Here is a 25,658-nt window from a genome sequence, read left to right on the forward strand (position 1 = left end):
CGGTGGCGGTTTCGGCGGGACCCGGCGCAGGGTGGGGCTGGCCCCACCCCCGATCGGCCAGGCACCTACCTGGTCGCGCGGCGGCCGTCCGGCCAGGCTGGAGGAAACGCGCCAAGCCCGTCCGGGAGTTCACCGTGACAGCTCGACAGACCGACCGCAGGCACCCGATTTCGACCCCGCTCGTCACCTGTGCGCTCTGTGCGGTGGCCGGCGCCGTGTTGTGCCTGGCGGCGGTCCATCGGTCCGGGCTCCCGGCGAATCCGAACCTGATCGGGCTGCTGCGGCAACCGGCGCCACTGGTCACCCTGGTGTTCGGCCTGTCCGGTCTGCTGGTGGCGCTGCGCGGCCGGACCGGGCGGGGAAATCCGGTTGAATCGACCCCGCCGAAGGCCGCACCCTGGAGTCTGCACCACTCGGCGGTGAGTACGAGTGGGCCGCCCCGTCACGGGGAGGGGGCGACCCACTCACCCGGGGCCGGTTAACCCCGGCGCCACTACTGGTTAAGATGGGCACGCAACTACGCACGCTCGCGTAGCTCAGCGGGAGAGCGCCTCGTTCACACCGAGGAAGTCACTGGTTCGATCCCAGTCGTGAGCACCGATCACTTCGTGATCCTGATCAATCGAGGGCCGCTCCTGCGAGCGGCCTTCGGCACGTTCAGGACCGTCCCCGGCACCAGGTGCTCCGGATCCGGGCCGATCACGTCCAGGTTCGCCGCGTAGAGCGCCTGCCAACCGCCGATCACGCCGAGGTCGCGCGCGATCGAGGAGAGCGTGTCGCCCGCCTTGACCGTGTACCGCGAGCCGAGCATGCCGATCTGTCGGGCGCACTGCGGCCAGGCCTCCCAGCCCTGCATGCTCAGGATCTGCTCGGCGACGGCGATCTGTTCCTCGCGGGTGGCCCGGTCCGGCCGGTCGGCGTACTCCTGTCCGCCCGCCTCGTCCCACGTGCTCGGCAGGATCTGGAGTCCGCCGTAGTAGCCGTTGCCGGAGTCGAGACTCCAGCGGCCGCTGCTCTCGCACTCGGCGAGTCGGTCCCAGACGTCGTCCGAGACCGCCTCGGCGGGCGCGGCCGGCCCCACGACGAGTCCGGCGCCCAGGACACCGGCGAGCAGGACAACCACGGACGATCGGATGATCAGCTTGGCCATGTCAGCCGACTGTAGGCAGCCCGCGCGCCGATCCGGGGACCCGACCGGGGGCGGGCCGCGGAATCACCCGGCTGTCGCAACGCCCGCACCACACCGGGCGGTCGGGCCGTCCCAACCGAGGCCGCGCGGAAACGGCCCGCCGATCCGCGCCGATCCGCGCCGAGACGGCCCGTCGGTCCGCCCGACCGGGCCTACGGCAGGTCCGGCAACAGGCTGTCGATGTCCGAGGGCAACAACCCGCTCGGCAACACCCCCGAGGGCAGACCCGGCTGCTTGGGTCCCTGGGTCGAGGGGGTCTTCTTCGGACCGTCGTCGTCGCTGTCCCCGCGGCTGATCAGGATGACCGCGGTCACCACGCCCGCCACCAGCACGAGCGCGATCACCAGCATGATCAGCGGGTTGCCGCGGCGACCGCCGCCCTGCGTCGGCGGCGGTCGGTGCGGCTGCTGCGGATACGGCGGCGGTTCGTGGTGCGACACGGGCTTCGACCCCCAAGGCGACCGGTGCCGGGGGCGAACTGTCCCCGAACATCCATGCTGTCACGATCCGGACGTGCCGGAGCCGGTCCACCGAAGTCCGGGCAAAGTGAGCACCGATTCGAGGGAATCCCCACCCCGACCACCGCCGATGCGCGGGCCGCCGGACGAACGCGCCGCGCCGACCGCCCGGCCGCGTCCCGCGCGCGGCTCACAGGTCCTTGGTCAGCTCCTCGAACTCCAGGTCGTCGCGCAGTGGCCTGCCGAACCGCTCGTTGCCGTAGGGAAACGGGGTGCGCGCCCCGGTGCGGACGAAACCGCGCCGCTCGTACCAGGCGATCAGCTCCTCGCGCTGGCGGATGACCGTCATCCGCATGCGCTTGGCGTCCCACCGCCGTACCGCGACCCGCTCCGCCTCGGCGAGCAGCGCTCGGCCCAGGCCGCCGCCCTGGCGACCGGGTCGCACGGCGAACATGCCGAAGTACACGACCGAATCCGGATGCCGCTCCAACTGGCAGCAGCCGAGCAATACGCCGTCCCGCTCGGCGATCCACATCACACTGTCCGAGCCCTCGACCACCGCCGCGACGCCGTCCGCGTCGGTGCGCTGCCCCTCCAGGAGTTCGGCCTCGGTGGTCCAGCCCGCGCGGCTCGCCTCGCCGCGGTAGGCGGATTCGACCAGTTCGAGCAGGGCAGGGATATCCGCTGGTCCGGCCTGCCGGAAGCCGACGGCGACGACCTCGTCGGGGGACTCCTGCGTTCGGGTCCACGCGTCCTGCGGCACCATGGTTGTCTCTCGCCCCTCGTCGATTCGGCAATGTGTTCCATGCCGTCCCCGAGCGTACGGCGTGGGTCCCGAGAGGGGCCCTCCGCTTTCGGTCGCGGTCGGGCGGTGACAAGGTGTCCGGAAGCCGGCAACCGGATGGCCCCGCCATGAATCGGGGGCCACCGGGCGACGAATCAGGACCAAACCCGGGAAACCCAGAAACTCCAGGAAAACGGGAGAAGCCGTACATGGTGAGGGCAGGCGTTCGCCGGCTGCTGGACATACGGAGGACCAGGCTCTCCCTGGCCCTGGTGGGTCTGTGGCTGCTCGCCGCATGCGTCGCCGTCCGACAGGCCAACGAAGTACTCGACCGACCCGAGGACCGCAGGCTGCCGGACCTGGACGCCTGGCTCGGTCCCGACGGCGTACTGCACCTGCCGGGCTCGCTTTACGACGCCGACGCGCGCGGCACCACCTTCAATGGCACACCCTTCGCCGGCTGGGTGCTGCGCCCGCTCACCCGGGCGGCGGAGCACACGCTGGGCGTCGCCTGGACGGTGGCCACCCTGCTCATCGTGGCCGCGATCGCGGTGCTGGTCGCAGGGGCGGTGCCCGGCCTCCGCACCCGCCGCGCCCGGCTGCTCGCGACGCCGCTGATCATCACCCTGCTCGTGGTGTCCCTTCCGGTGCGCGGCAACCTGTCGCTCGGCCAGCTCAGCCTGCTCCCGGTCCTGCTCGCGCTGCCCGCGATGCTCAGAGCCGCTCCGGGCCGGGTCGCCTCGATAGCGATGGGCGTCGCCGCGGCGCTGCATCCGGCGATGTTGCTGTTCGCCGTCCACCTGTGGCTGACCGGCAAGCAGCGCGCGGCCGCGAACGCGACGGCCACCTTCCTCGGCTGCACCGCGCTGGCCTGGGTCACCATGCCGCACGACTCCTTCACGTACTGGGTGCACCACGTCGCCGGCGCGGGCCTGGGCGGCGACGCCGACGCGCTGTCCAACCAGTCGCTGCACGGTCTGCTGCTGCGGGTCGGCCTGTCCGGGCCGCTGGAGATCGTGCTCGTGGTGCTGCTGTCCGCCGCCGTGTTGTGGTTCGGCGTGCCGCGCGCGGTGGCCTACGCCAAGGACGGACAGGCGCTGCTCGGTGCCGCGCTGGCCGGCTGTGTGATGGTCGCGGTCTCCCCCGTGTCCTGGCAGCACCAGCAGTTGTGGATCCTGCTCGTCGCGGTCGCCCGGCTCGGCGCCAGGCAGACGGACCGCATGGTGTGGCCGGTCGCGGTCTTCATGATCATGACCTTCGACAGCAAGACGCTGGTCTGGGGCAAGCTGGCCGCCGTCCGCACGATCGCCGACAACGGGCCGCTGCTGCTCGCGATCGCCTCGGCGTGCGCGGTGCCGTTCATCACCAAGGCGTCGGCCAAGTGGAGTCCGCGGGCGGTGCCGCAGGGGGTGGCGGACAAGGGCCGGTTCGCCTGGATCCCGGCGCTGCCGTTCGGCTGGCGTCCGCTGTCCCGGCCGAACCTGTTGCTCGAACTGCTGATGATCCGGGTCGGCTACCAGGTCTACTCGTTCATCCGGGCGTCGGTGCCCGACCAGCGCCAAGTGGCCGAGGAGCACGGGCAGCAGATCATCGACCTGGAGAAATTCCTGCACGTCGACGTCGAGCGCGGCCTGAACCACTTCGTGGCCAAGGTCGGCTGGCTGCAGAGCAGCATGAACTTCTTCTACGAGACGTTCCACTTCATCGTGCCGCTGACCATCCTGGCCATCCTGTACGTACGCAAGCCCGCCGCCTATCGCTCGGCGCGCACCGTGCTGAGCGTGGCCACCCTCACCGGCCTGGTCGGGTTCTGGCTCTACCCGCTCGCACCGCCGCGGCTGATGCCGGGCTACGACTACATCGACACCGTGCACGGGGTGCAGGACCTGAACAACCCGGACTTCGGCGCGCTCACCAAGATCTCCAACCAGTACGCGGCGATGCCCTCGCTGCACGTGGGCTGGTCGTTGTGGTGCGGGTTGATGATCCTGGCCATCGCGCCGAAGGGCTGGCGCTGGCTGGGTCTGCTCTACCCGCTGTCCACCACGATCGTGGTGATGGGCACCGCCAACCACTGGATCATGGACGCGGTCGGTGGCGCCGCGGTGGTCACCCTGGGCTTCGTGGTCCAGTACCTGCTGACCGGCCGCTCGGCCTTCTCGGTCGACCCGGTCGCCGCACCCGACGCCGAGCCGGTCGCCGTCGCGGCGGGGGCCGGACCCGGGGTCGGGGTCGGGGTCGCCGACGCGATTAGCACACCGGTGACGGCTGGGGCGGGTGAGTCGGATGTGATCACTCGTTTGCCGGAGTCAAAGCAGGATGATCCCGATTCGCGGGATGATCCCGACAAACAGCCGGTCAGCCGCAAATAGTGACGACACGCCTGCTCATTGCCAACACTTTGCCAACAGCGCCCGCATCCCGATCGTGCTTCGAGCGGTAGTCAGTGTGGTCGGTGCCGGAGGGGCCCGACCTCACCGTGACACCACGAGGAGCACCATGACGCACATCTCGCGCCGCGTAGCCCAGGCCGCCCTGCTGATCGCCGCCGGCGCCGCGCCGATCCTGGGCGCGTCCGCCGCGCACGCGGCGGAACTGCCCACGGGTGGCCTCGGCGCGCTGACCCAGCCGGACGTCGGCGGCCTGGCCGACAAGGTCCCCGCGGCCTCCGAGGGCGCGGGCAACGCGGCCGGTGGAACGGCGTCCAAGACCGTCCCCGCGGCCTCGAAGACCGCAGGTCAGACGGCCGCTACCACCGCCACGAACGCGAACAGGACGGTCGGCGACGGCGCCGCGGCGGTCGCTCCCGCCGCCGGCCAAACGGTCGGCCAGGCCGCCCCCGCGGCCGGTCAGCTCACCGGTGGCGGCGCCCCCGCGGCCCCGTCCCTGCCCGCCGTGCCCTCCCTCGGCGGACTCCCGATCGGGGGTTGATCGAACCGGTTCTCATTCGGTTGAGAGCCCGGTGAAACCGGCGGGGCCGGTGCGGCGTGTCCATTGATGCCGCACCGGCCCCGCCGTATGTCCGAACCGCGCTTGTCCACCATTGGGATTAGCAAACGATCGGGTATCCCTCCGTGGGATGACGTACCAAAGGGCCATCGTGCGCATCCAAATTACTTCGTGGGTGTCTACGCTGTTCTGCGAGCGTTACGAAGAGTCGCAATTCTGGACATAGGCCATGAGACTCTTCCACCACCCCACAATCGAGGAGCACGGTGTCTGCCACGACGCGGGCCGCCGCGAACGGCCACAACAAGAACGGCACCGGCACCCCGGCCGCCGAGCGCGTGCGCGGGATCTCGGCGGGGGTGCTGATCTGGTACCTGCGGATCGTGGCGGCACTCGACTTCGTGTCGGCCGTCTCGGTGCCGCTGCGCGACCGGGTGCGTCACCACGACACGGGCGAGTACTACACGCCGTTCCTGGTCACGTCCGGATTCACGTCGGCCGCGCTGGCCGCGTTCCTCGCCATCATGCTCGCCCGCCGCAAGCGGGCCGCCTGGGCGTTCACGGCGATCCTGCTCGTCCCGTCCACCGCGGTCTACATCTGGGCGCTGTGGTTCGACGACCTGCGGCAACACCCGTTCAACTGGTTCTCCACGATCCTCACGTTCGTGATCTGCGTCGCGCTGCTGCTGAGCTTCGCCGAGTTCGGCGCCAAGGGCGACCGGGGCAACGTGCTCAAGGCCGGCCTGGTGCTGGCCGGCGGCGCGGTGGTCGGTGTGGTCCTGGGCTCGACGCTGGTCAACGCCACCGACCGGATCGCCGACTCCAGCATGGGCGACCGGATCCTGTACGCGGTGTTGCGCATCTTCACCCTCGCCCCGGACAGCGACCTGGGCAGCGTCTCGGTGCCGCGCTGGGTCGACATCGTGATCAACGTGGCCGGCGTGGTGTTGTTCCTGCTGGTGCTCTACGTACTCTTCCGCGCGCCCAAGGGTCGCGAACTGCTCACCCCCGACGACGAGGTGCTGCTGCGCGAGCTGCTCGACAAGCAGGGCGAGCGGGACTCGCTCGGCTACTTCGCGCTGCGTCGGGACAAGGCGGTGATGTGGTCGCCGAGCGGCAAGGCGGCGGTGGCCTACCGGGTCGTGGGCGGCGTCTCGCTCGCCTCCGGCGACCCGATCGGCGACCCCGAGGCGTGGCCCGGCGCGATCGACCGCTGGCTCGCCGAGGCCGAGGACCGCGCCTGGGTGCCGGCCGTGATGGGGGCCAGCGAGGAGGCCGGCACGATCTTCGCCCGGCACGGTCTGGACGCGTTGGAGCTGGGCGACGAGGCGATCGTCGAGGTGTCCGAGTTCAGCCTGGAGGGCCGCGCGATGCGCGGTGTCCGGCAGGCGTACAACCGGGTCAAGCGCGCCGGGTACACCACCCGGGTGCGCCGCCACGAGGACATCCCCGAGGGGGAGATGCGCGAACTGCTCGACCTCGCCGACCACTGGCGCGACGGGCAGACCGAACGCGGCTTCTCGATGGCGCTCGGCCGGCTCGGCGACCCCGACGACGGGCGCTGCCTGATGGTCGAGTGCATGGACGACGAGGGACGGCTGCGCGCGGTGCTCAGCTTCGTGCCGTGGGGTGCCAAGGGCGTCTCGCTCGACCTGATGCGTCGCGACCGCGAGTCGGACAACGGGCTGATCGAGTTCATGGTGCTCGACGTCATAGAAGGCGCCAAGGCGTATGCCGCGGCGAACGCGAAGCCCGCCAAGGGCGGCAAGGGCAAGGGCAAGCCGGCCGAGCCGGAGGCCGAGGCCCCCGCCGAGGCGTCCTCGCCGATCGACATCGAGCGCATCTCGCTGAACTTCGCGATGTTCCGCTCGGTGTTCGAGCGCGGCAACAAGCTCGGCGCCGGGCCGGTATTGCGGCTGTGGCGCGCGGTCCTGGTGTTCTTCTCCCGCTGGTGGCAGATCGAGTCGCTGTACCGGGCCAACGAGAAGTACCGCCCGATCTGGGAGCCGCGCTACATCTGCTTCCGCAAGGCGAGCGAGCTGCCGCGGATCGGCATCGCGAGCGCCCGGGCCGAGGGCTTTTTGACCACGCCGACGCTGCCGCAGCTGTTCGGCGCCCGGCACGAGCAGCGGGTGGCCTCGATGACCAAGCGCAAGGCCGCCGAGGCGACGCCGCCGCTGGACGGCTGGACCGCGGAGCAGCGCGAGCCGGCCGAGCACAAGCAGCCCTGATCACCGGGTTCGGCCACGCCGAAGGGCGGCACCCTCGCGGGGGTGCCGCCCTTCGGTCGTTCGGGGCTTCGGTGTGGTTCGGGTCTTCGGAGTCCTCCGGGTCGGCTCAGACCAGGCGGCGGATCTCGCCGCGTACCCGGTAGAACCCGCCGCGCTCGGCCGGACTGACCGCGTCCACCACGTAGCGCGCGCCCACGACCCGCACGTTCTTCGGGAACTGCACGTTCCAGCCGCTCTCGTAGCCCGCGGTGACCACGTGCACCCGCAGGCGGCCGTTGCCCTGGTCGACGCACTCGACCACCACGCCGGTGCCGGCCTCGGTGGTGGTGGCCACCTCGGTGGTCGGCACCACGGCCTCCATCGCGGCCACCTTGACGTCGCGCACCTGCGGCACGGTGCCGCCCTGGGCCGCCGCGATCGCCGCCTCGCTCACGTCGATGCAGGCCAGCGAGCCGTCGGTGGTGACGATGTACAACTTCTCGTCGTGGTACTGCATGGAGAAGGCCGAGCCGCACGTGGTGCCCAGCTTCCACAGCCGCTTGCCGTCCTCGGTGAAGCAGTACACCGTCGAGGAGCTGTCCCCGGCGAAGACGTACTTCCCGTTCTCGGCGGTGGCGCAGGAGAACACCGACGCGTCGCAGTCGTAGGTGGTGCGGATGCTGCCGTCGGACTTGGCGATCCGGTGCACCTTGTTGCCGGTGGTGCCCGCGTACACGTCGTCGCGTTCCTGCCAGCCGAAGAGCACGCCGCCCTTGGTCTTGGTGGTCCACAACTCCTTGCCGTCGCCGGCGGCGAACGCCTGCACCCCGGCGCTGTGTCCGTGGTAGATCGCGTTCTCGTCGCAGCGCACCATCCACGCGCCGGTGCCGTTGGTGGCCGCGGCCCAGAGCGATTCGTCCTCGTGGTCGATCGTGGTGCAGCCGCCGTTGGAGTCGGACACGCCGAGCACGCCGTCGTGGATGTCCAGCCAGTAGATGTCGATGTTGTCGGTGATCTCGTACGCCACGCGCGGGGCCTTGCCGCCGACGTCGTACACGTTGCCGTTGTCGCACCCGGCGTAGATCCACGAGTCGTCGGCGACGATGCACTTGACGCCGTCGGGCAGTTGGTAGCGGCCGGTGACCTCGCCGGCGTGGTCGAGGAACCAGACGTCGCCGCGCTGGTTGCCGACCAGGACCCGCTCGGAGTCGACGAAGATGCCGAACGCGGAGGAGCCGGTGCGGTAGCGCCACAACACCGGCGCCGAGTTGCGGGCCGTGCTGGGCCGGGAGACGATCTCGCGGCGGGTGATCGCCCTGGGCTTGCGCACTCCCTGGACGGCCGGCTCGTAGCCCTTGCGCAGCTTCGCGGCGACCTTCTTCTTGCCGTCCGCCTCGGCCTTTTGCGGCGTCGCGTGGGTGGTCGTCCCGGTCTGGCCCTTGGCCCCGATCCGCCCGTACGTGACCGTGACGTCGCAGCCGTCGACGACCACTTCGTAGTACTTGTGCGCGCCGTCGCCTTCCTCGGACAGCTCAAGGTAGGTACGGGTCTCGGGCATGACGACTCCTGGCTCCGCTGAGTGGGTTGGGGGATGCCGAACCTCCACGACGGGGCGGGAAAACCGTGCTGTTGCAAGGGGACTGATGCCCCGTCATCCCCGGTGGCGACGACTCGAACACTACTCACGTCGGCCGACAGCGTGGGGGCGGGCGGACGGTTGCCCGGACGCGGTGCCCATTCCCCCGGCCGGGTGGGCCCGTTCACCCGGCCGGCGCATCTCGGGACCGACGGGTTCGTTGTCGGGCAAAGTGCTCCGACGTGCTCCCGACCCCTACTCCGCCGGGAGGATCATCGGGGCCGCGACCCCTCCCCGTGGACGACGTTTCAGCGTCGGGCGCGGGGTTAATCTCCACTCGTCCCGATCACCGGTCGCCGGTTCGACCCCAGTACGGTCGGCCGAAGACCCCGCTTGCCCGAGGAGTCCATGTGGCCGGGCACGTGTTCACGTCATTGGCTCCCGCGGCGTTCGGCGCCAGACCCGCCGGCAAGCGCTTGGAGCGTGTCCGCAGATCGCCGCACTTCCGCGACGGCGCGTTCCGAAATCCCGTGCCGACGCGCCGTGGCAGTCCGGGCGCGCTCGGCAAGATGATGCGCGCGCAACGGGCCGCGTCCGGACTGCGTCGACCGGCCGGGGCGATTCCCCTGGTCACCGCGTCGGCGGCGGACTTCGCACCGGCACCGGCGACCGGGCTGCGGGCGTCCTGGCTGGGGCACGCCACGGTGTTCGTGGAGATCGACGGGGTGCGGGTCCTGTTCGACCCGGTGTGGAGCACCCGATGTTCGCCGTCGGCGGCGTTCGGCCCGGCCCGGCTGCACGCGGTGCCGGTGCGCTTCGCCGATCTGCCCGACCCCGACGTCGTGGTCGTCTCGCACGACCACTACGACCATCTGGATCTGGCCACCATCGTGGCGCTGGCCAGGCGTGAGCGGGTGTTGTTCGTGGTGCCGTTGGGGATCGGCGCGCATCTGGAGCGGTGGGGCGTCGCCGAGGACCGGATCACCGAGCTGGACTGGCACGAGTCGGCCGAGGTCGCCGGGCTCGCCTTCACCGCGACGCCCGCGCGGCACTACTGCAATCGCGGCGCGCGGGTGCTCGGCACCGTGTTGTGGGCGTCGTGGGTGGTCGCCGGGCCCCGACACCGGGTCTTCCACAGCGGGGACAGCGGCTACTTCCCGGGCTTCGCCGACATCGGCCGCGAACATGGGCCGTTCGACCTGACCATGATTCAGGCCGGGGCGTACGCGGAGGCGTGGCCCGACGTGCATCTGCACCCGGAGGGCGCGGTGCAGGCGCACGCGGATCTGGGCGGCGGGCTGATGTTGCCCATCCACTGGGGCACGTTCGATCTGGCGCCGCACGCGTGGGAGGAGCCGGCCGAGCGGTCGGTGGCGGCGGCTCGGGCGCTGGGCACCGGGCTTGTGGTCCCGCGGCCCGGCGCGCTGTTCGAACCGGCCCTGGTGGACGGGGCCGAGGTGGAGCCGTGGTGGCGCGAGGTGGCGGCGGCGCCGGAGCGCTGGGCACCGGCGGCGCCGGCCGAGCAGGCGACGGTGGAGCCGGTGGTGATTCCGGCGGTGTCGAGCGGGTCCGCGGTGCCGGCGGGCTGAGGCGCGGAGGACGGCTACGCCGGCCGGGACGGCGGGTGCGGTGGGTCAGGGCGTGGACGGGGCGCGTGTCTTCCAGGCGTCGGCGCGGACGCCGCGCGGGAGGACCATGACCGGGGTGCGGGCGTTGCGGACGATCTTGTGCGAGACGTCGCCGACGAACACCCGCTTGACCGGGCCGACCGTGCCGGACGCGCAGATCAGCAGGTCGTCGGCCCAGGTGACGGCGTCGAGCGCGGCACGTACGTCGTCGCCCTCGACCGTTTCGCCGTCGACCGCCCCGTCGAGGTCGGCGATCGCCTCCGCCAAGTCCTGCCGGGCCTGCTCGCGCACGGCGCGCAACACCTGCTGCTCGGCCGTCTGGTGCTGCTTGCCCGAGTAGAGCCGGACCGGTCGCAACACCAGCGTGAGCAGCCGCGCGTCGGCGTCCAGGAGCCGGGCGAACGCGACGCCGCAGGCCGCCACTTGGTCCGACTGCACGCCGCGCTGGTAGGCGATCGTGCAGCGGGCGATGCGCGGCGGCGGATGTTCGGCGAAGGCGCGCGGCGCCAGCACCACCGGCACGGGCGAGCCGTGCAGGAGTTGGTCCGCGGTGCTGCCGAGCGCAACGCGCCCGGTCCGGCCGCCCGGCGCGGGACCGATCACCACGAGCGCGGCGTCGTGCTCCTCGGCGATCCGGGCCAGTCCCCGGCCGCTGCCCCGGTTGTCGCCGATCGCGCGCTCGACCGGCAGGTCCGGGTCCCGCTCCCGCAGTTGCCGCTCCGCGTCGTCGAGCAGCCGATCGGTCTCCTCGCGCAGGAACGCGCGCCACTCCGCGTCCACCGCGCCGACCCCGGCGCCGGGCTGGGCGGGTGGGCGGATGTGTGCGAGCACGACGCGGGCACCCGCCTGGCGGGCGAGCAGCGCGCCCAGCGCGAGTGCGTCCTGCCCGCGCGGTTCGGGCCGGCAGCCCACCACGATCCGCATGTCCGCGCTCACCGGTCCGCCTCGGCGCCGGCTTCGGCGCGCCAGCGCGAGTGGCGGTAGCCGTACAGGAAGTAGATCGCCACGCCGACCGCCATCCAGACCAGGAAGACCTGCCAGGTGGTCCCGGAGAGCCGGGCCATCAGGTAGATGCAAAAGCCCACGCCGAGCAGCGGGGTGATCGGGAAGAACGGCGAGGTGAAGCCGCGCGGCAGGTCGGGGCGGGTGCGGCGGAGCACGATCACCCCGATGTTGACCAGGGTGAAGGCGAACAGGGTGCCGATGCTGGTGGCCTCGGTGAGTCGGCCGAGCGGGACCAGGGCGGCCAGCAGGGCCACCCACGCGCCGGTGATCAGCGTGTTGGCCACCGGGCTCTGCGTGCGGCTGTCGACCTTGGCGAAGATCGGCGGGATCAGGCCGTCGCGCGCCATCGCGAACAGGATCCGGGTCTGCCCGTACAGCACGGTGAGCACGACGCTGGCGATCGAGATGATCGCCCCGGCGGACAGGATGGTGGACGCCCACGAGCCGCCGGTGACGTCGGTGACGATCTGCGCCAGCGTCGCCTCGCTGCCCTCGAACTGGTCCCACGGCATGGCGCCGAGCGCGGCGAGGGCGACCGCCACGTAGACGATGGTGACGATGCCGAGCGAGATCAGGATCGCGAGCGGCAGGTCGCGGCGCGGGTTCTTGGCCTCCTCGCCGGCGGTGGAGGCGGCGTCGAAGCCGATGTAGGAGAAGAACACCTGGGACGCGCCGGCACTGATCCCGGCAGCCCCCAGCGGCGCGAACGGGGTCAGGTTGCCGTGCTCGAACGCGGTGAACGCGATGGCGCAGAAGAACGCGAGGGTGATCAGCTTGATGAAGACCATGATCGTGTTGGCCACGGCGCTCTCCGACACCCCGCGCACCAGCAGAAGGACCGCGAGCAGCACGACGACGACCGCGGGCACGTTGAACGTGCCGCCGTCGCCCGGGGGTTGGCTGATCACGTCGGGCAGGCGCACTCCGAAGGCGGAGTCGAGCAGTTCGTTGACGTACTGCCCCCAGCCGACGGCAACGGCGGAGATGGACACGCCGTACTCCAGGAGCAGGCACCACCCGCACACCCACGCGATGCCCTCGCCGAGCGTGGCGTATGCGTAGGAGTAGGACGAGCCGGACACCGGGATGGTCCCGGCCAGTTCGGCGTAGGACAGCGCCGAGAACAGCGCGGTGACCGCGGCCAGCACGAACGAGATCACCACCGCCGGGCCGGCCTTGGGCACCGCCTCGGCCAGGATCACGAAGATCCCGGTGCCCAGCGTCGCGCCGACGCTGAAGAAGGTCAGTTCGAGCAGCCCCATGGAGCGCCGCAGACCGGCCTCCCCCTCGCCGTGGCCGCTCTCCGCGAGGATGGCGTCCACGGGCTTCGTCCGCAGCACGCCGGAGCGCAGCCGGGGTGCGACATGACTGGCGGGCAAATCCGGCCTCCCTGGCAACACACGGTCCGAGAAGGGAGGGGTGCCCCGAGACGAGGCGCTCGAACGGCCTTTCAGCCATTCGGCCCGGGTCCGCCGGCGCCGATCGACGCACCGGTCGCCGCAATTCGATCTAGCCGTGCCGGGCGGGACCGACGCCGCGGAAGCCGGCGCGGTAGTCCCTGGGGGCCACGCCGAGTCGGCGGGTGAAGTGTTGGCGCAGGGTCAGGGGGGAGCCGAAGCCGCAGTGGCGGGCGATGGCGGCGATCGAGAGGTCGCCGATCTCCAGGAGGCGCTGGGCGGCCAGGACGCGCTGGGTGCACAACCATTGCAGGGGCGAGGTGCCGGTGCCGCGGACGAAGTGGCGGGCGAAGCTGCGTTCGGACATCCCGGCCAGCGCGGCGAGTTCGGTCACCGTCCAGGGGTGGCCCAGGTCGTCGAGCACCCGCCCGCGCAGCCGGTCGAGCGCGTCGCCCGGGTCGGCGGGGGCGGCCGGCACCGGGTTGTCGATGAACTGGGCCTGGCCGCCGGAGCGAAACGGCGCGGTCACCATCGTGCGGGCGATCTCGGCGGCGGCGGCCGCGCCGTGGTCGAGGCGGACCAGGTGCAGGCACAGGTCGATGCCGGCCGCGGAGCCGGCCGAGGTCCAGATCGAACCGTCGCCGACGAACAGCACGTTGGCGTCCACCGCGACGTCCGGGTGGCGTCGGGCCAGGTCCTCGGTGTCCATCCAGTGCGCCGTCGCCCGTCGCCCGTCGAGGAGGCCGGCGGCGGCCAGGACGAACGCGCCCGAGCACAGGGAGGCGATGGTGGCACCGCGGGCGTGCGCGGCGCGCAGGGCGGCCAGGACCTCCTCGGGGAATTCCTCGCGGCGTGGCGCGGTCCGGTGTTCGTTGCCCGGGACGACGACGAGGTCGCAGTCGGCCAGGCCGTCGAGGTCGTGATCGGGGACGCAGACCACTCCCGCGCCCAGTTCGACCGCCGCCCGCCCCGGGCCGCACACGCGCACCTCGAACGGCGGCACGCCCCGGGTGGTGCGGTCGACGCCCCAGACCTCGAAGGCCACCGCGTACTCGAACACTCGAACCGGGTCGAACAGCACGATCCCCACGCGACGCATGGCGGCAACCTATCCCTCACGAACGTGCGGTGGGTGTGCGCGCCGGCCCGGTGCGACCCGCGAACCGGGGGAGGCTCACGGTCGCGACCGCGGCCGGCGCGGAGATGCGGGGAACGGCCGCACCTCGATCCGCGACGGCGTGTGTGCGCGGACCCATCCCCCGTGGAGCACTCTCCTCCAACGACCCCGTGCTCGATGGAGGGAGCGAGCCGATCGGCGTCCTCACCCCGGAACGCGCTTGCGGTCGGGAGGTGAGCGGGGGGCCTCCGGCTCGTCTCCGATCCTGACCGGTGCGGCGAAGTCGGAGTGAGTGGCGGAAACGCCAACCATGAATGCATTCCCGCCAGCCCCTGTGGACACGAACGATCACCGATCCGCCGGCCCACCGACAGATCGGGATCCCATCTGTGCATAAGTTATCCACAGGCTGTGGAAATATGTGGGGGCTGCCGCGCAGCTCCTGTGGACAACGACAGCACCGACAGGACCGCGAACCGCCCGCGTCGGCCGCCGCGCGGGAGTCCCATGGTGGGCCGGGGCGCCGCCGCCGGCCCCGGTGACACGCCGTCAGACGCCCATCCGCGCGGGCACCTCGTCCGGCCCGAGTCGGCGCATGTCGGCGAACCCGTCGCCGGTGGAGTAGCTGTCCTCGCACACCACGAGCGCCTGCTCGTCGAAGGCCCACACGATCGCCATTCGGGTCTCGTACAGGTAGAACGCGTCGACGTCCGGCACCGACCGACCCATCCCGAGCAGGACCCGGCCCGGGTAGGCGATCCGCAGGATCCCCTCGGTGACCACGGTGTCCCGATCCACCGTCAACCGGTCGATGTGGTGGGCGAGTCGGCCGCAGTCGTTCTCGACCACGGCACGATAGAACTCGCGGACCTCGGCGTGACTCTTGGGGGCCCTGTCCACAACCGACGCGCCCCACTGGTGATAACACGCGTTCGGTGCGACGGTCGCCATCAGCGCGTCGAGATCGCCCTCGTGCTCGGCGTGCATGTGCGCGACCAGCGTGGTCAAGATCGCGCGGCGGCGCGGATCACGCTCCTCGGCCAGTCGATTCTCGGCGAGTTCCCACGTGCGTCGCGCGTCGATCAGCCCAGCCATGTACGTGCCTTCCGCCGGTCGTCGATTCGCCCGACACCTTGCCCCGAAGTAGTTGACTGTGCAATACAAATCTCCACACGTGTCGCATCCACGGGCACGCACGGAGGACGAGCCACCGAGGTGGCGGACGGGACGGGTGGCCGATGAGCGGCGACACGCGCGAAGTACGGGACGCGAACGCGATGTTCGACCTGAGTGGTCGGGTGGCGATCGTCACAGGGGGCAGTCGGGGCATCGGACGGGCCATCGCGCACGCCTATGCCGCGGCGGGCGCCTCGGTGGTGATCGCCAGCCGCAAGGCGGACGCCTGCGAGGCGGTGGCGAAGGAGATCACCGACGCCGGCGGCCGGGCGCTCGCGGTGGCCACGCACTGCGGGGAACTGGAGCAGTTGGCCGCTTTGGTGGACACGACCGTCGCGCACTTCGGCGGCATCGACATCGTGGTCAACAACGCGGCGAACGAACTCGCCCAGCCGCTCGGCGCGATCACCCCGCAGGCGTGGGACAAGTCGTTCTCGGTCAATCTGCGCGGACCGGTGTTCCTGGTCCAGTACGCGCTGCCGCACCTGATCGCCTCCGGGCGCGGTTCGGTGGTCAACGTGGTCAGCGCGGCCGTGTTCACCCGTGCCGAGGGCAAGGGCCTGTACGCCGCGGGCAAGGCCGGCCTCGTCGCGTTCACGCGCACCATGGCGGGCGAGCTGGCCGCGCACGGCATCCGGGTCAACGCGATGGCCCCGGGCGCGGTGGAGACCGACATGGTCCGCAAGACCGGCCCGGAGACGATGGCCCGGATGCGGGGCGCGGCGCCGCTGAACCGGATCGCCGCGCCGGAGGAGATGACCGGCCTGGCCCTGCTGCTCGCGTCCGACGCGGGCAGCTTCATGACCGGCCAGATCGTCAGCATCGACGGCGGGCTGACCGTGCACTGAGCCGGCCGCCGGGCCGCGGACGGCTCCCGGCGACAGGCCCTCAGCCCACCGGCGAGGCCCCGATCACCGGCACCAGCTCCGCCGGCAACGGGTACACCGTCTCGACCGGCAACAACGCGCGGGCGCCGTCGTGATCACCGGCGCGGACCAGGTCGTGCACCCGATGCGCGAGCGCGGTCACGTCGGTGATCCGGCGTGTCCATTCGTCGGCGTAGGCGCGCGTCGCCCACCCGGCCAGCCCGAGTTGCAGCGAACGATGCGCCAACGGCCGCAGGTGCAGGTCGCGTTCGGGATCCCACTGGATCCGCACCGCGGTCGCGTGCAGCCGTCGGCCCCACGCGTCGCGGTCGGGGTAGGTGCCGGGCTCGTAGTGGCTCAGGCACGCCCCCGCGAGCGCCGCCTCGAAACCCGTGCGGTCGATCTCCAGTGCGAGCACCCGCTCCTGGCGCGGCTTGGTCGCCCACCCGCAGCGGTACATCATCCAGGTGAAGCTGGGCTTGACCCAGGTCATCCGCTCCCGGCTCCAGGTGTCCGGAAATCGCCCGTCCCGCACGGCCGCGTCGGCGATCTGCGGCTTGTACGCCTGGTACACGGTGATCGTGTCCTCGCTCCACAGCGCGCGGATCTGCCGGGCGGGTATGTCCATGCCCGCAAGTGTGGCGGCCCCACCCGAGCCCGAACCACCCGTTTTCCGCGGGCCGGCCGGCATCGAAAAAATGCTTGATATTGACAAGCGATCCCGAGTCGGAGAGATTCGACGTGCCGGGTGACACGCGTTCCCGGTCCGTATCGATGTGCAGCGCGGGGCAGACCCGACCGCGACCCTTCCGTGCCCGGCGGGCGTCGACCCGCGTCGCGACCACGCGATCCACGCACGTGAAGGAGCAGTGACGTGCATCTCGCCCCGACCCCGGCGCAGGACGCTCTGCGGGCAGAGCTGCGGGACTATTTCACCCGGCTGATCACCCCCGACGTCCGCGCGGACCTCGACCGCGAGGGCGAGGCAGGCGGTCCGACCACCCGGCGGGTGCGCCGACAGTTGGGCTCCGACGGCTGGCTCGGCATCGGGTGGCCGACCGAGTACGGCGGGCAGGGCAAGGGCCCGGAGATGCAGTTCATCTTCTTCGACGAGGCGTATCGCGCCGGCGCGCCCGTGTCGATGGTCACCCTCAACACCGTCGGCCCGACCCTGATGAAGTTCGGCACCGAGGCGCAGAAGAGCTACTACCTGCCGCGCATCCTGGCCGGCGAGATCATCTTCGCGATCGGCTACAGCGAACCCTCGGCCGGCACCGACCTGGCCTCGCTGCGCACCCGCGCGGTGCGCGACGGCGACGAGTGGGTGATCAACGGGCAGAAGATCTTCACCTCCACCGCCCAGGGCGCGGACTGGATCTGGCTCGCCTGCCGCACCGACGTGGACGCCCCCAAGCACAAGGGCATCACGATGATCCTGGTGCCGACCACCGACCCGGGCTTCTCCTGGACCCCGATCGTCACCGTCGGCGGGATGACCACCACGGCGACGTACTACGACGACATCCGGGTGCCCTACGACAACCTGGTGTTCGAGGAGAACTCGGGCTGGAAGCTGCTCACCAACCAGCTCAACCACGAGCGGGTCGCGCTCGCCGCGCTCGGCATGCAGGCCGAGGACTTCTTCGCCGAGGTGTTGGCGTGGGCGCGCGAGACCGAGGTGGAACCCGGCGTCAAGGTGATCGACCAGCCGTGGGTGCGGCTCAAGCTGGCCGAGACCTACGCGCGCCTGTCCGCCGTACGCATGTTCAGCTGGCGTCTGGTGCACGACGTCGGCAACAACACGCTCAACCCGGGTGACGCGTCGGGCGTGAAGTTCTTCGGCACCGAAGGTGCCATCGAGGTGTATCGCAACCTGATGGAGATCGTCGGCCCCGACGCGACGCTGCGACCGAGGTCGCCCGGCGCGTTCGGCGACGGACTCCTGGAGGCAATGAACCGCCGCGCCCAGATCAACACCTTCGGCGGCGGCGTCAGCGAGGTCCAGCGGGAGATCGTCGCCATGGTCCGCCTTGGCATGACGCGAGTGAAGCGGTGAAGGACGACATGACGGACACCACCAGCCGGGACAAGGCCGCCTTCCTCGCGGTCGTCAAGAAGTACGAGGGTGTGCACGACCAGTCGGGCGTGCTCGCGCTCGATCCGGTCAACGGGCCGATGATCCGGCACTGGGCCGAGGCCATGGGCGACAAGAACCCGGTCTACACCGATCCCGAGGCCGCCGCGGCGACCCACTTCGGCGAGGTGGTCGCACCCGCGACCATGCTCCAGGTGTGGATCATGCGCGGGATGGACGCGGGCCTGACGGTCAACACGGTCACCGGCGAGTTGTACAAACACTTCACCGACAACGGCTTCGGCTCGGTCGTGGCGACCAACTGCGAGCAGGAGTACATCCGGCCGCTGCGGCTGGGCGAGATGGTGCAGTACGACCAGCTGATCGAGACGGTGTCCGAGGAGAAGACCACGGGTCTCGGTGTCGGCCACTTCATCACCACGCTGGTCAACATCTACGTCGAGGGCGAGGCCGGCCGCGAGTTGGTCGGCACGCACCGCTTCCGGATCCTGCGCTACACGCCGCACAAGAAGAAGCCGAAGGCCGCGCCGGCGGAGCGCGCGCTGCGCCCGCGCAAGGTGGTCAACAAGGACAACCGGGCCTACTGGGACGGCGTGGCCGAGGGCAAACTGCTGTTCCAGAAGTGCACGGCCTGCGCCACCCCGCGCTTCCCGTTCGCGCCCGGCTGCAACCACTGCGCATCGCTGGAGTGGGAGAGCGTCGAGTCGGCCGGCGCGGGCGTCGTCTACTCGCACGTCACCATGCACTACCCGAAGTTCCCGGCGTTCGACATGCCCTATGCGGTCGGCCTGATCGAACTCGACGAGGGTGTCCGGATGCTCGGCAACGTGCTGGGCGTGGCGCACGACGAGGTGCGGATCGGACAGCGCGTGCAGGTCGAATTCGTGACCCACGACGCCGAGTTGACCGTGCCCGCGTTCCGAGTGGTCGGGGAGAACTGATGGACTTCAACCTCACCGAGGACCAGCGGGACCTGGTCTCGCTGGCCGAGCGCATCTTCGCCGACCAGTCCACCGACGAGCGGCTGAAGAAGCTCGCCCAGTCCGGCGCGGACCTGGACGCCGAGTTGTGGGGCCGGGTCGCCGAGGCGGGCCTGGTCGGCGCGCTGATCCCGGAGGAGCACGGCGGCGGCGACCTGGGCCTGGTCGGGCTCGCGCTGCTCGTGGAGCAGCAGGGCCGATTCACCGCGCAGATCCCGCTGTTGGACACGGTCGTCTACGGGCTGCTGCCGCTGCTGCGGTTCGGTACGCCGGCGGCGGTCGAGAGCGAACTGCCCGGCCTGCTGGACGGTTCGCGGATCGTGGCCGGCGCGCTCGCCGAGGTCGGCGCGGCGCTGCCGGCGGTGCCGAGGACCACCGCCCGGCGCGACGGCGGGGGTTTTCGGCTCGACGGGGCGAAGCGGGCGGTGCCGTGGCTGACCGTGGCCCACCGGATCCTGGTCACCGCGTCGCTGGACGGTGCGCTCGCGGTGTTCACGGTGGACGCCGACGCGGCGGGCGTGGCGATCGAGGCCGCGCCGACCACCGCGCCGTGGGCGTCGGGCAACCTGACGCTGGCCGACGCGCCGGCCACGCTGCTCGGTACCGCCGAGGCGGGCACGGAGATCGCCGCCTGGATCGTCGACCGCGCGCGGGTCGCGCTGGCCGCGCAGCAGGTGGGCGTGTGCGAGCGCGGCCTGGCCCGCACGGTCGAACACGTGAACACCCGCGAGCAGTTCGGCAAGCCGCTGGCCACCAAGCAGGGCGTGATGATGCGCGCCGCCGAGGCGTACATGGACACCGAGGCCATCCGGGTCACCACGCTGGAGGCCGCGTGGCGCATGGACCGCGGCGAGGCGGCCACGGAGCAGGCGCTGGTGGCCCGCTGGTACGCCTCGGAGGCGGGCAAGCGCGTGGTGCACGCGTGCCAGCACCTGCACGGCGGCACCGGCTCCGACATCGACCATCCGATCCACCGCCACTTCCTGTGGGGCCGTCAGATCGACGTGACCCTGGGCAGCGGCATCCAGCACCTCGCCGCGCTCGGCGACCTGCTCGCCCACGTGCCCGCCCAGGGAGGCAACCGATGACGACCGCGAACCCGGCGAGCCTGACCCACGCGGAGGTGTCCGTCGGCGACGAACTGCCGCCGCTGGTCATCCCGTTGACCCGCACGCTGATCGTCGCAACGGCCCTGGCCACCCGCGACTTCCAGGACGTGCACCACGATCCGCAGTTGGCCGCGGAAAAGGGCTCGCCGGACATCTTCATGAACATCCTGACCAGCAACGGCCTGGTCGGGCGCTACATCACCGACTGGGGAGGCCCCGAGACCGAGTTGCGCAAGGTCGCGATCCGGCTCGGCGCCCCGAACTACCCCGGCGACACCATGACCCTGACCGGCACGGTGACCGCCAAGCCCACCGCCGAGGACGGCACCCCGCTCGTGGAGATCGCGGTCGTCGGCGCCAACAAGCTCGGCAACCACGTCACCGGCACGGTCACGGTGAAGCTGCCGGAAGGAGCCGACGCGTGAGCCTCAAGCACGCCGACAACCTGCGCGGCAAGGCCGCCATCGCCGGAATCGGCGCGACCGAGTTCTCCAAGGAGTCCGGCCGCAGCGAACTGCGCCTGGCCGTCGAGGCGGTGGGCGCCGCGCTCGCCGACGCCGGGATCGCCCCGTCCGAGGTGGACGGCCTGGTCAGCTTCACCATGGACACCAATCCCGAGATCGCGGTCGCCGCCGCGGCCGGGATCGGCGACCTGACCTTCTTCAGCCGGATCCACTACGGCGGCGGCGCGGCCTGCGCCACCGTCGCCCAGGCCGCGATGGCGGTCGCCACGGGCGTGGCCGACGTGGTGGTGTGCTACCGCGCGTTCAACGAGCGCTCCGGCCGCCGCTTCGGCTCCGGCGTGCTCCAGCGCGACCCCACCGTCGAGGGGGTGGGCCTGGGCTGGAACATGCCGCACGGCCTGCTCACCCCGGCCTCGTGGGTGGCCATGTTCGCGCAGCGCTACCTGCACGTCTACGGCGCGACCACCGAGGCGTTCGGCCACGTCGCGGTCGCCGACCGCAAGCACGCGGCGAACAACCCGAAGGCGTACTTCCACGGCAAGCCGATCACCCTCGAAGACCACCAGAACTCGCGGTGGATCGTCGAGCCGATGCGCCTGCTCGACTGCTGCCAGGAGACCGACGGCGCGCAGGCGATCGTGGTCGTCGGCGCCGAGCGGGCGAAGGACCTCAGGCAAAAGCCCGCGATCATCAACGCGGCGGCGCAGGGCGCGGGTCGCCTCCAGGACCAGATGACCAGCTTCTACCGGGACGAGATGACCGGTCTGGCCGAGATGGGCGTGGTCGCCAAGCAGCTGTGGCAGACGTCCGGGCTCACCCCCGACGACATCCAGACCGCGGTGCTCTACGACCACTTCACCCCGTTCGTGCTGATGCAGCTGGAGGAGTTCGGCTTCTGCGGGCGCGGCGAGGCGCCGGCGTTCGTCGCGAACGGCGGCCTGGAGCTGGGCGGCAAGCTGCCGACGAACACGCACGGCGGGCAGCTGGGCGAGGCGTACCTGCACGGGATGAACGGCATCGCCGAGGGCGTGCGGCAGATCCGGGGCAGCTCGGTCAACCAGGTCGAGAACGTGCACAACGTGCTGGTGACCGCGGGCACCGGGGTGCCGACGTCCGGGCTGGTGCTGGGCGTGGAGTAGCGGCCGGCCCGCCCGCACTGGGCCGCCCGGGTGACGCTTCGGCGTGTCGTCCGGGCGGTCCGTCGGTTTCGCCGCCGGCCATGCCCAGCGTGGTGGGAGCCCGTTCCCGCCATGCCAGGAGGTCTCGTGCGTCCTCTGCTCACTCGTCGAATCGCCTCGGCCGTGTTGCTCATCGCCGTACTCGGCCTGCTGCCCGCCGGGCTCGCCGAGGGTGCCGCCGCACGGTCGGGGCGGCCCTTCTTCGTCTCCGGCCTGGGCTTCGACACCTGCGAGACCCCCACCGTGGAGACCATGCAGGCCTGGCGCGAGTCGCCGTACAAGGTGGTCGGCATCTATGTCGCGGGCGACAACCGGGCCTGCAAGAGCACCCGGCTGACCCGCGACTGGGTCACCGCCGTGCACGACCAGGGCTGGGACTTCCTGCCCATCCAAGTCGGCCTGCAGGCGCCGTGCTCGCAGTCGCGCAAACCGGGCCGGATCGATCCGGCGCAGGCCGCAGGCCAGGGGGTCGCGGAGGCGGACGACATGGTGGACCGCAGCACCGCACTCGGGTTCCGCCGGGGCAGCGCGGTCTGGTTCGACATGGAGGCGTACGACAACACCGACGCCGCGTGCCGCACCGCCGTGCTCGACTTCGTCTCGGCGTGGTCCGACCGGGTCCGCGAGCGCGGCTTCGTGGCCGGCTACTACAGCAGCCTGGACTCCGGCGTCGCCGACGTGGTCCAGGCGGTCGGCAGCCGCTCGATCCCGGACGCGATCTGGTACGCCCGCTGGGACGACAAGGCGGTGACCAGCGGCGACGGCGCGCTGCCCGACGGGCACTGGCACGGCAGCCGGGTGCACCAGTACAGCGGCAACGTCACCGAGACGTACGGCGGCCGGACCATGTCCGTCGACCGCAACGCGGTGGACGGGCCGGTCGGGGTGTTCTGAGCGTTTTCGGGCCGTCGGCCGGGCCCTTGACGGGTCCGGCCGACGGATGCCCCGGGTCAGCCGCGGTCGACCTCGCTGACCTCCAACGTGCCCTCCGCGTACTGCCGGCGGATCACCTTCTTGTCGAACTTGCCGACGCTCGTCTTCGGCACGGCGGCGATCAGGCTCCACCGCTCGGGCACCTGCCAGCGGGCCACCTGCCCGGCGAGGTAGTCGCGCAGTTGCTCGACGGTGGTCTGCGCGCCTTCGCGCAACACGACCGTCGCCAGCGGGCGTTCGCCCCACTTGTCGTCGGGTACGCCCACCACGGCCGCCTCGACCACGTCCTCGTGGCCCATCAGCGTGTTCTCCAACTCGACCGACGAGATCCATTCGCCGCCCGACTTGATCACGTCCTTGGCGCGGTCGGTCAGCCGCAGGAAGCCGTCGGCGGTGATCGTGCCGACGTCGCCGGTGTACAGCCAGCCGTCCTTGAACCGGCCGCCGCCACTGGCGTCCGCCGAGCCCTCGTCGCCGATGTACGCGCCCGCAATCCACGGCCCGCGCACCAGCAGTTCGCCCACCGCCTCGCCGTCGAACGGCATGTCGGCGCCGTCCGGGCCGACCAGGCGGGCCTGCACCGACGCGGGCAGGCGGCCCTGCGAGATCCGGTACGGGAACGCCTCGTCGCCGGTCAGCCCGGCCGGCGGGCGAGCCACCGTCCCCAGCGGCGAGGTCTCGGTCATCCCCCACGCGTGGATGATCCGGACCCCGTGCCGCTCCTCGAACGCGTGCATCAGGCCGGGCGGGCAGGCCGAACCGCCGACCACGACCTCCTTGAGCGAGGACACGTCGGTCTTGTGTACGTCGAGGTGGTCGAGCAGCCCGGTCCAGATGGTCGGCACCGCGGCGGCGAACGTCGGCTTCTCCGCGGCGATCATCGTGGCCAGCGGCTCCGGCTGGAGGAACCGGTCCGGCATCAGGATCGACGCGCCGCACAACATCGCCGCGTACGGCAGGCCCCACGCGTTGACGTGGAACATCGGTACGACCGGCAGCAGCAGGTCCCCGGGGCCCAGGCCGAAGCCCTCCATCGTGCACACCTGCATGCTGTGCAGGTAGGTCGACCGGTGGCTGTAGACGACGCCCTTGGGGTTGCCGGTGGTGCCGGAGGTGTAACACATCGCGGCGCCCTCGCGCTCGTCGATGTCCTCGGCCCAGTCGAACTCGGTCGGCCGGCCCGCGAGCAGGTCGTCGTAGCGGTGCACCTGCTTGCCACAGTCGGCGAGCGGGGCCAGGTCGGTGTCCGCGCCGGTGACCACCACGTGTTCGACCGTGCTCAGCATGGGCAGCAGCGGGGCGGCGAGCGCGGCCAGCGAGCCGTCCAGGACCAGGACCCGGTCGTCGGCGTGGTTCGCGATGTAGACCAGCTGCTCGGGTGGCAGCCGCAGGTTGAGCGTGTGCAGCACCGCGCCCATCGACGGGATCGCCAGGTAGCACTCCAGGTGCTCCTGGTTGTTCCACAAGAACGTGGCGACCCGCTCGTCGCCGGTGACGCCGAGTTCGCGCAGGGCGTGCGCCAGTTGCGCGGAGCGTCGGCCGACCTCGGAGTAGGAGGCCCGGCGCGGCGCGCCGCCGGTCCAGGTCACCACCTCCGAGCCACCGTGCACCGTGGTGCCGTGTCGCATGATGCGAGCGATCGTCAGCGGCACGTCCTGCATCGTGCTCAGCACAGTGGAGCCTCCCTGCGTTCGCCGGACGGGGACCGGTCGAGGTGTAGGGGATTCTTTCTCGCCGATCGGGTCGTTGTCAGCCCTTCGAGCGGCGCGTTTCGGTTTCCGGACCGGGCGGCTCGGTTTCCGGAGCGAGGCCGGATCACGCGCCGACCCACGCGCCCGTCGCGATCCGCCATGCGCCCGTACGGGTGAACCAGGCGTGGCGATCGGCCGATCGGACCAGCCGGACGGAAGAATGCGACGGTGTCCCGGTTGCTCCGGATGGCACATCGTTTTCGACGGAACGCGGCGAGCATTCCGTAACTCCCCGTTTTCCGCTCTTCCGGAGGGGGACCGGCGAGCCCTCGACGTCCCCCTGGAGGGCACCTCGTGTACCCGTTGGAGGTCCGACCCGAACCGCACCCGCCGTACGACGTCGTGCTGCCGGACGCGTTGGGCCACCCCGTGCTCGGCTTCCGGAACGGCTACTGGTTCCACATCGGCCGGGACGGCCCGGCCCGGCCGTTGTGCGCGCGCACCGCGATCATCGGACATCCGGAGTCCGCCGGGCCTATCGTGCAGGTCATGTGTTGGTGGATGCGCGAACACCACGATCACCCGCAGGCGGTCGACCTCGGCACCGAACTGGCGCTGACCGTCGGTGAGATGAGTCGCCGACTGCACGCACGGGGGCCGGCGGCATGGTGAGGCGTTGTGGGTCGGTGCGGATAAGGCGGGTGCCGTGCGGGCCGCGGGTACCGGCGATCCGGGTGCGGACGTGCACGATTCCGCGCCGCCGGACCGGGATGCCGGGGCGGCGGTGCGGGTGATCGAGCGGGGCGGTTCGGCCGGCTTGTTCGGTTTGCTCGCTTTACTCGGTTTGCTCGGC

23 protein-coding genes and 1 tRNA gene are annotated in these 25,658 nt (G+C 71.3%); 14 read left to right on the top strand and 10 right to left on the bottom strand.

Annotated features, from left to right (window positions below; translation table 11 throughout):
- The first annotated feature begins 134 nt into the window (after positions 1-134).
- Positions 135-482, top strand: a complete 348-nt coding sequence (locus tag ACWGR4_RS14400) for a hypothetical protein (protein WP_380003188.1) — start codon at positions 135-137, stop codon at positions 480-482.
- Positions 483-525: 43 nt separating this feature from the next.
- Positions 526-597, top strand: a tRNA-Val gene (locus ACWGR4_RS14405).
- A 4-nt stretch (positions 598-601) separates the two neighbouring features.
- Here the strand turns inward: ACWGR4_RS14405 and ACWGR4_RS14410 are convergent.
- The 3 genes from ACWGR4_RS14410 to ACWGR4_RS14420 all read right to left on the bottom strand — a co-directional run bounded on the left by ACWGR4_RS14410 (position 602) and on the right by ACWGR4_RS14420 (position 2,413).
- Complete coding sequence (locus ACWGR4_RS14410) at positions 602-1,150, bottom strand: transglycosylase family protein (RefSeq protein ID WP_452132678.1); 549 nt, start codon at positions 1,148-1,150, stop codon at positions 602-604.
- A 191-nt stretch (positions 1,151-1,341) separates the two neighbouring features.
- The gene (locus ACWGR4_RS14415) at positions 1,342-1,629 is read right to left on the bottom strand and encodes a hypothetical protein (RefSeq protein ID WP_380003190.1); all 288 of its coding nucleotides are present in this window, start codon (positions 1,627-1,629) and stop codon (positions 1,342-1,344) included.
- Between the two features lie 208 nt (positions 1,630-1,837).
- Positions 1,838-2,413, bottom strand: a complete 576-nt coding sequence (locus tag ACWGR4_RS14420; RefSeq protein WP_380003191.1) for a GNAT family N-acetyltransferase — start codon at positions 2,411-2,413, stop codon at positions 1,838-1,840.
- Between the two features lie 227 nt (positions 2,414-2,640).
- Between ACWGR4_RS14420 and ACWGR4_RS14425 the strand changes: the two genes are divergently transcribed.
- From ACWGR4_RS14425 to ACWGR4_RS14435, 3 genes are all read left to right on the top strand, one after another.
- Complete coding sequence (locus ACWGR4_RS14425) at positions 2,641-4,803, top strand: bifunctional glycosyltransferase 87/phosphatase PAP2 family protein (RefSeq protein ID WP_380003192.1); 2,163 nt, start codon at positions 2,641-2,643, stop codon at positions 4,801-4,803.
- A gap of 127 nt (positions 4,804-4,930) precedes the next feature.
- On the top strand, positions 4,931-5,362 hold the full coding sequence (locus ACWGR4_RS14430; RefSeq protein WP_452132677.1) for an ATP-binding protein: 432 nt from the start codon (positions 4,931-4,933) through the stop codon (positions 5,360-5,362).
- Between the two features lie 284 nt (positions 5,363-5,646).
- The gene (locus tag ACWGR4_RS14435) at positions 5,647-7,611 is read left to right on the top strand and encodes a phosphatidylglycerol lysyltransferase domain-containing protein (RefSeq protein WP_439675778.1); all 1,965 of its coding nucleotides are present in this window, start codon (positions 5,647-5,649) and stop codon (positions 7,609-7,611) included.
- A gap of 106 nt (positions 7,612-7,717) precedes the next feature.
- On the opposite strand, the gene ACWGR4_RS14440 is transcribed toward ACWGR4_RS14435, so the two are convergent.
- Positions 7,718-9,148, bottom strand: coding sequence for a WGR domain-containing protein (locus ACWGR4_RS14440; protein ID WP_452132281.1), 1,431 nt, complete (start codon positions 9,146-9,148; stop codon positions 7,718-7,720).
- A gap of 428 nt (positions 9,149-9,576) precedes the next feature.
- Between ACWGR4_RS14440 and ACWGR4_RS14445 the strand changes: the two genes are divergently transcribed.
- Positions 9,577-10,755 (top strand): MBL fold metallo-hydrolase, encoded by a 1,179-nt coding sequence (locus ACWGR4_RS14445; RefSeq protein ID WP_380003196.1) that lies wholly within the window; start codon positions 9,577-9,579, stop codon positions 10,753-10,755.
- Between the two features lie 45 nt (positions 10,756-10,800).
- On the opposite strand, the gene ACWGR4_RS14450 is transcribed toward ACWGR4_RS14445, so the two are convergent.
- From ACWGR4_RS14450 to ACWGR4_RS14465, 4 genes are all read right to left on the bottom strand, one after another.
- Positions 10,801-11,730, bottom strand: a complete 930-nt coding sequence (locus ACWGR4_RS14450; RefSeq protein WP_452132280.1) for a universal stress protein — start codon at positions 11,728-11,730, stop codon at positions 10,801-10,803.
- The gene (locus ACWGR4_RS14455) at positions 11,727-13,178 is read right to left on the bottom strand and encodes an amino acid permease (RefSeq protein WP_452132279.1); all 1,452 of its coding nucleotides are present in this window, start codon (positions 13,176-13,178) and stop codon (positions 11,727-11,729) included. Before ACWGR4_RS14455 ends, ACWGR4_RS14450 begins: the two co-directional genes overlap by 4 nt.
- A gap of 130 nt (positions 13,179-13,308) precedes the next feature.
- Positions 13,309-14,295 carry a GlxA family transcriptional regulator gene (locus tag ACWGR4_RS14460; protein ID WP_452132278.1) on the bottom strand — a complete coding sequence of 329 codons (987 nt, stop codon included), beginning with the start codon at positions 14,293-14,295 and terminating at the stop codon, positions 13,309-13,311.
- 567 nt (positions 14,296-14,862) lie between these two features.
- Entirely contained in the window at positions 14,863-15,408 is a 546-nt protein-coding gene (locus ACWGR4_RS14465; protein ID WP_452132277.1) for a nuclear transport factor 2 family protein, read from the bottom strand.
- Positions 15,409-15,551: 143 nt separating this feature from the next.
- On the opposite strand from ACWGR4_RS14465, the gene ACWGR4_RS14470 reads away from it, so the two are divergent.
- On the top strand, positions 15,552-16,337 hold the full coding sequence (locus ACWGR4_RS14470; RefSeq protein ID WP_380003202.1) for an SDR family NAD(P)-dependent oxidoreductase: 786 nt from the start codon (positions 15,552-15,554) through the stop codon (positions 16,335-16,337).
- 40 nt (positions 16,338-16,377) lie between these two features.
- On the opposite strand, the gene ACWGR4_RS14475 is transcribed toward ACWGR4_RS14470, so the two are convergent.
- On the bottom strand, positions 16,378-16,983 hold the full coding sequence (locus ACWGR4_RS14475; protein WP_452132276.1) for a DUF4291 domain-containing protein: 606 nt from the start codon (positions 16,981-16,983) through the stop codon (positions 16,378-16,380).
- Positions 16,984-17,229: 246 nt separating this feature from the next.
- Here ACWGR4_RS14475 and ACWGR4_RS14480 point away from each other — a divergent pair, with 246 nt between their 5' ends.
- From ACWGR4_RS14480 to ACWGR4_RS14505, 6 genes are all read left to right on the top strand, one after another.
- On the top strand, positions 17,230-18,411 hold the full coding sequence (locus ACWGR4_RS14480; RefSeq protein ID WP_380003204.1) for an acyl-CoA dehydrogenase family protein: 1,182 nt from the start codon (positions 17,230-17,232) through the stop codon (positions 18,409-18,411).
- Between the two features lie 8 nt (positions 18,412-18,419).
- Positions 18,420-19,391: a bifunctional MaoC family dehydratase N-terminal/OB-fold nucleic acid binding domain-containing protein gene (locus ACWGR4_RS14485; protein ID WP_452132275.1), complete on the top strand. Its 972-nt coding sequence runs from the start codon at positions 18,420-18,422 to the stop codon at positions 19,389-19,391.
- The gene (locus tag ACWGR4_RS14490) at positions 19,391-20,518 is read left to right on the top strand and encodes an acyl-CoA dehydrogenase family protein (RefSeq protein WP_452132274.1); all 1,128 of its coding nucleotides are present in this window, start codon (positions 19,391-19,393) and stop codon (positions 20,516-20,518) included. Before ACWGR4_RS14485 ends, ACWGR4_RS14490 begins: the two co-directional genes overlap by 1 nt.
- A complete protein-coding gene (locus ACWGR4_RS14495) occupies positions 20,515-20,964 on the top strand; it encodes a MaoC family dehydratase (protein ID WP_439675789.1) in 450 nt (149 codons plus the stop codon). Before ACWGR4_RS14490 ends, ACWGR4_RS14495 begins: the two co-directional genes overlap by 4 nt.
- The gene (locus ACWGR4_RS14500) at positions 20,961-22,142 is read left to right on the top strand and encodes a lipid-transfer protein (protein WP_380003208.1); all 1,182 of its coding nucleotides are present in this window, start codon (positions 20,961-20,963) and stop codon (positions 22,140-22,142) included. Before ACWGR4_RS14495 ends, ACWGR4_RS14500 begins: the two co-directional genes overlap by 4 nt.
- 126 nt (positions 22,143-22,268) lie before the next feature.
- Positions 22,269-23,075 (top strand): DUF1906 domain-containing protein, encoded by an 807-nt coding sequence (locus ACWGR4_RS14505; RefSeq protein ID WP_452132273.1) that lies wholly within the window; start codon positions 22,269-22,271, stop codon positions 23,073-23,075.
- Positions 23,076-23,131: 56 nt separating this feature from the next.
- Here ACWGR4_RS14505 and ACWGR4_RS14510 read toward each other — a convergent pair whose 3' ends face one another.
- Complete coding sequence (locus ACWGR4_RS14510; RefSeq protein WP_452132272.1) at positions 23,132-24,787, bottom strand: long-chain fatty acid--CoA ligase; 1,656 nt, start codon at positions 24,785-24,787, stop codon at positions 23,132-23,134.
- A 372-nt stretch (positions 24,788-25,159) separates the two neighbouring features.
- On the opposite strand from ACWGR4_RS14510, the gene ACWGR4_RS14515 reads away from it, so the two are divergent.
- Positions 25,160-25,477: a hypothetical protein gene (locus ACWGR4_RS14515; RefSeq protein WP_452132271.1), complete on the top strand. Its 318-nt coding sequence runs from the start codon at positions 25,160-25,162 to the stop codon at positions 25,475-25,477.
- Positions 25,478-25,658: the final 181 nt, after the last annotated feature.

The organism is Embleya sp. NPDC055664 (assembly GCF_053618075.1).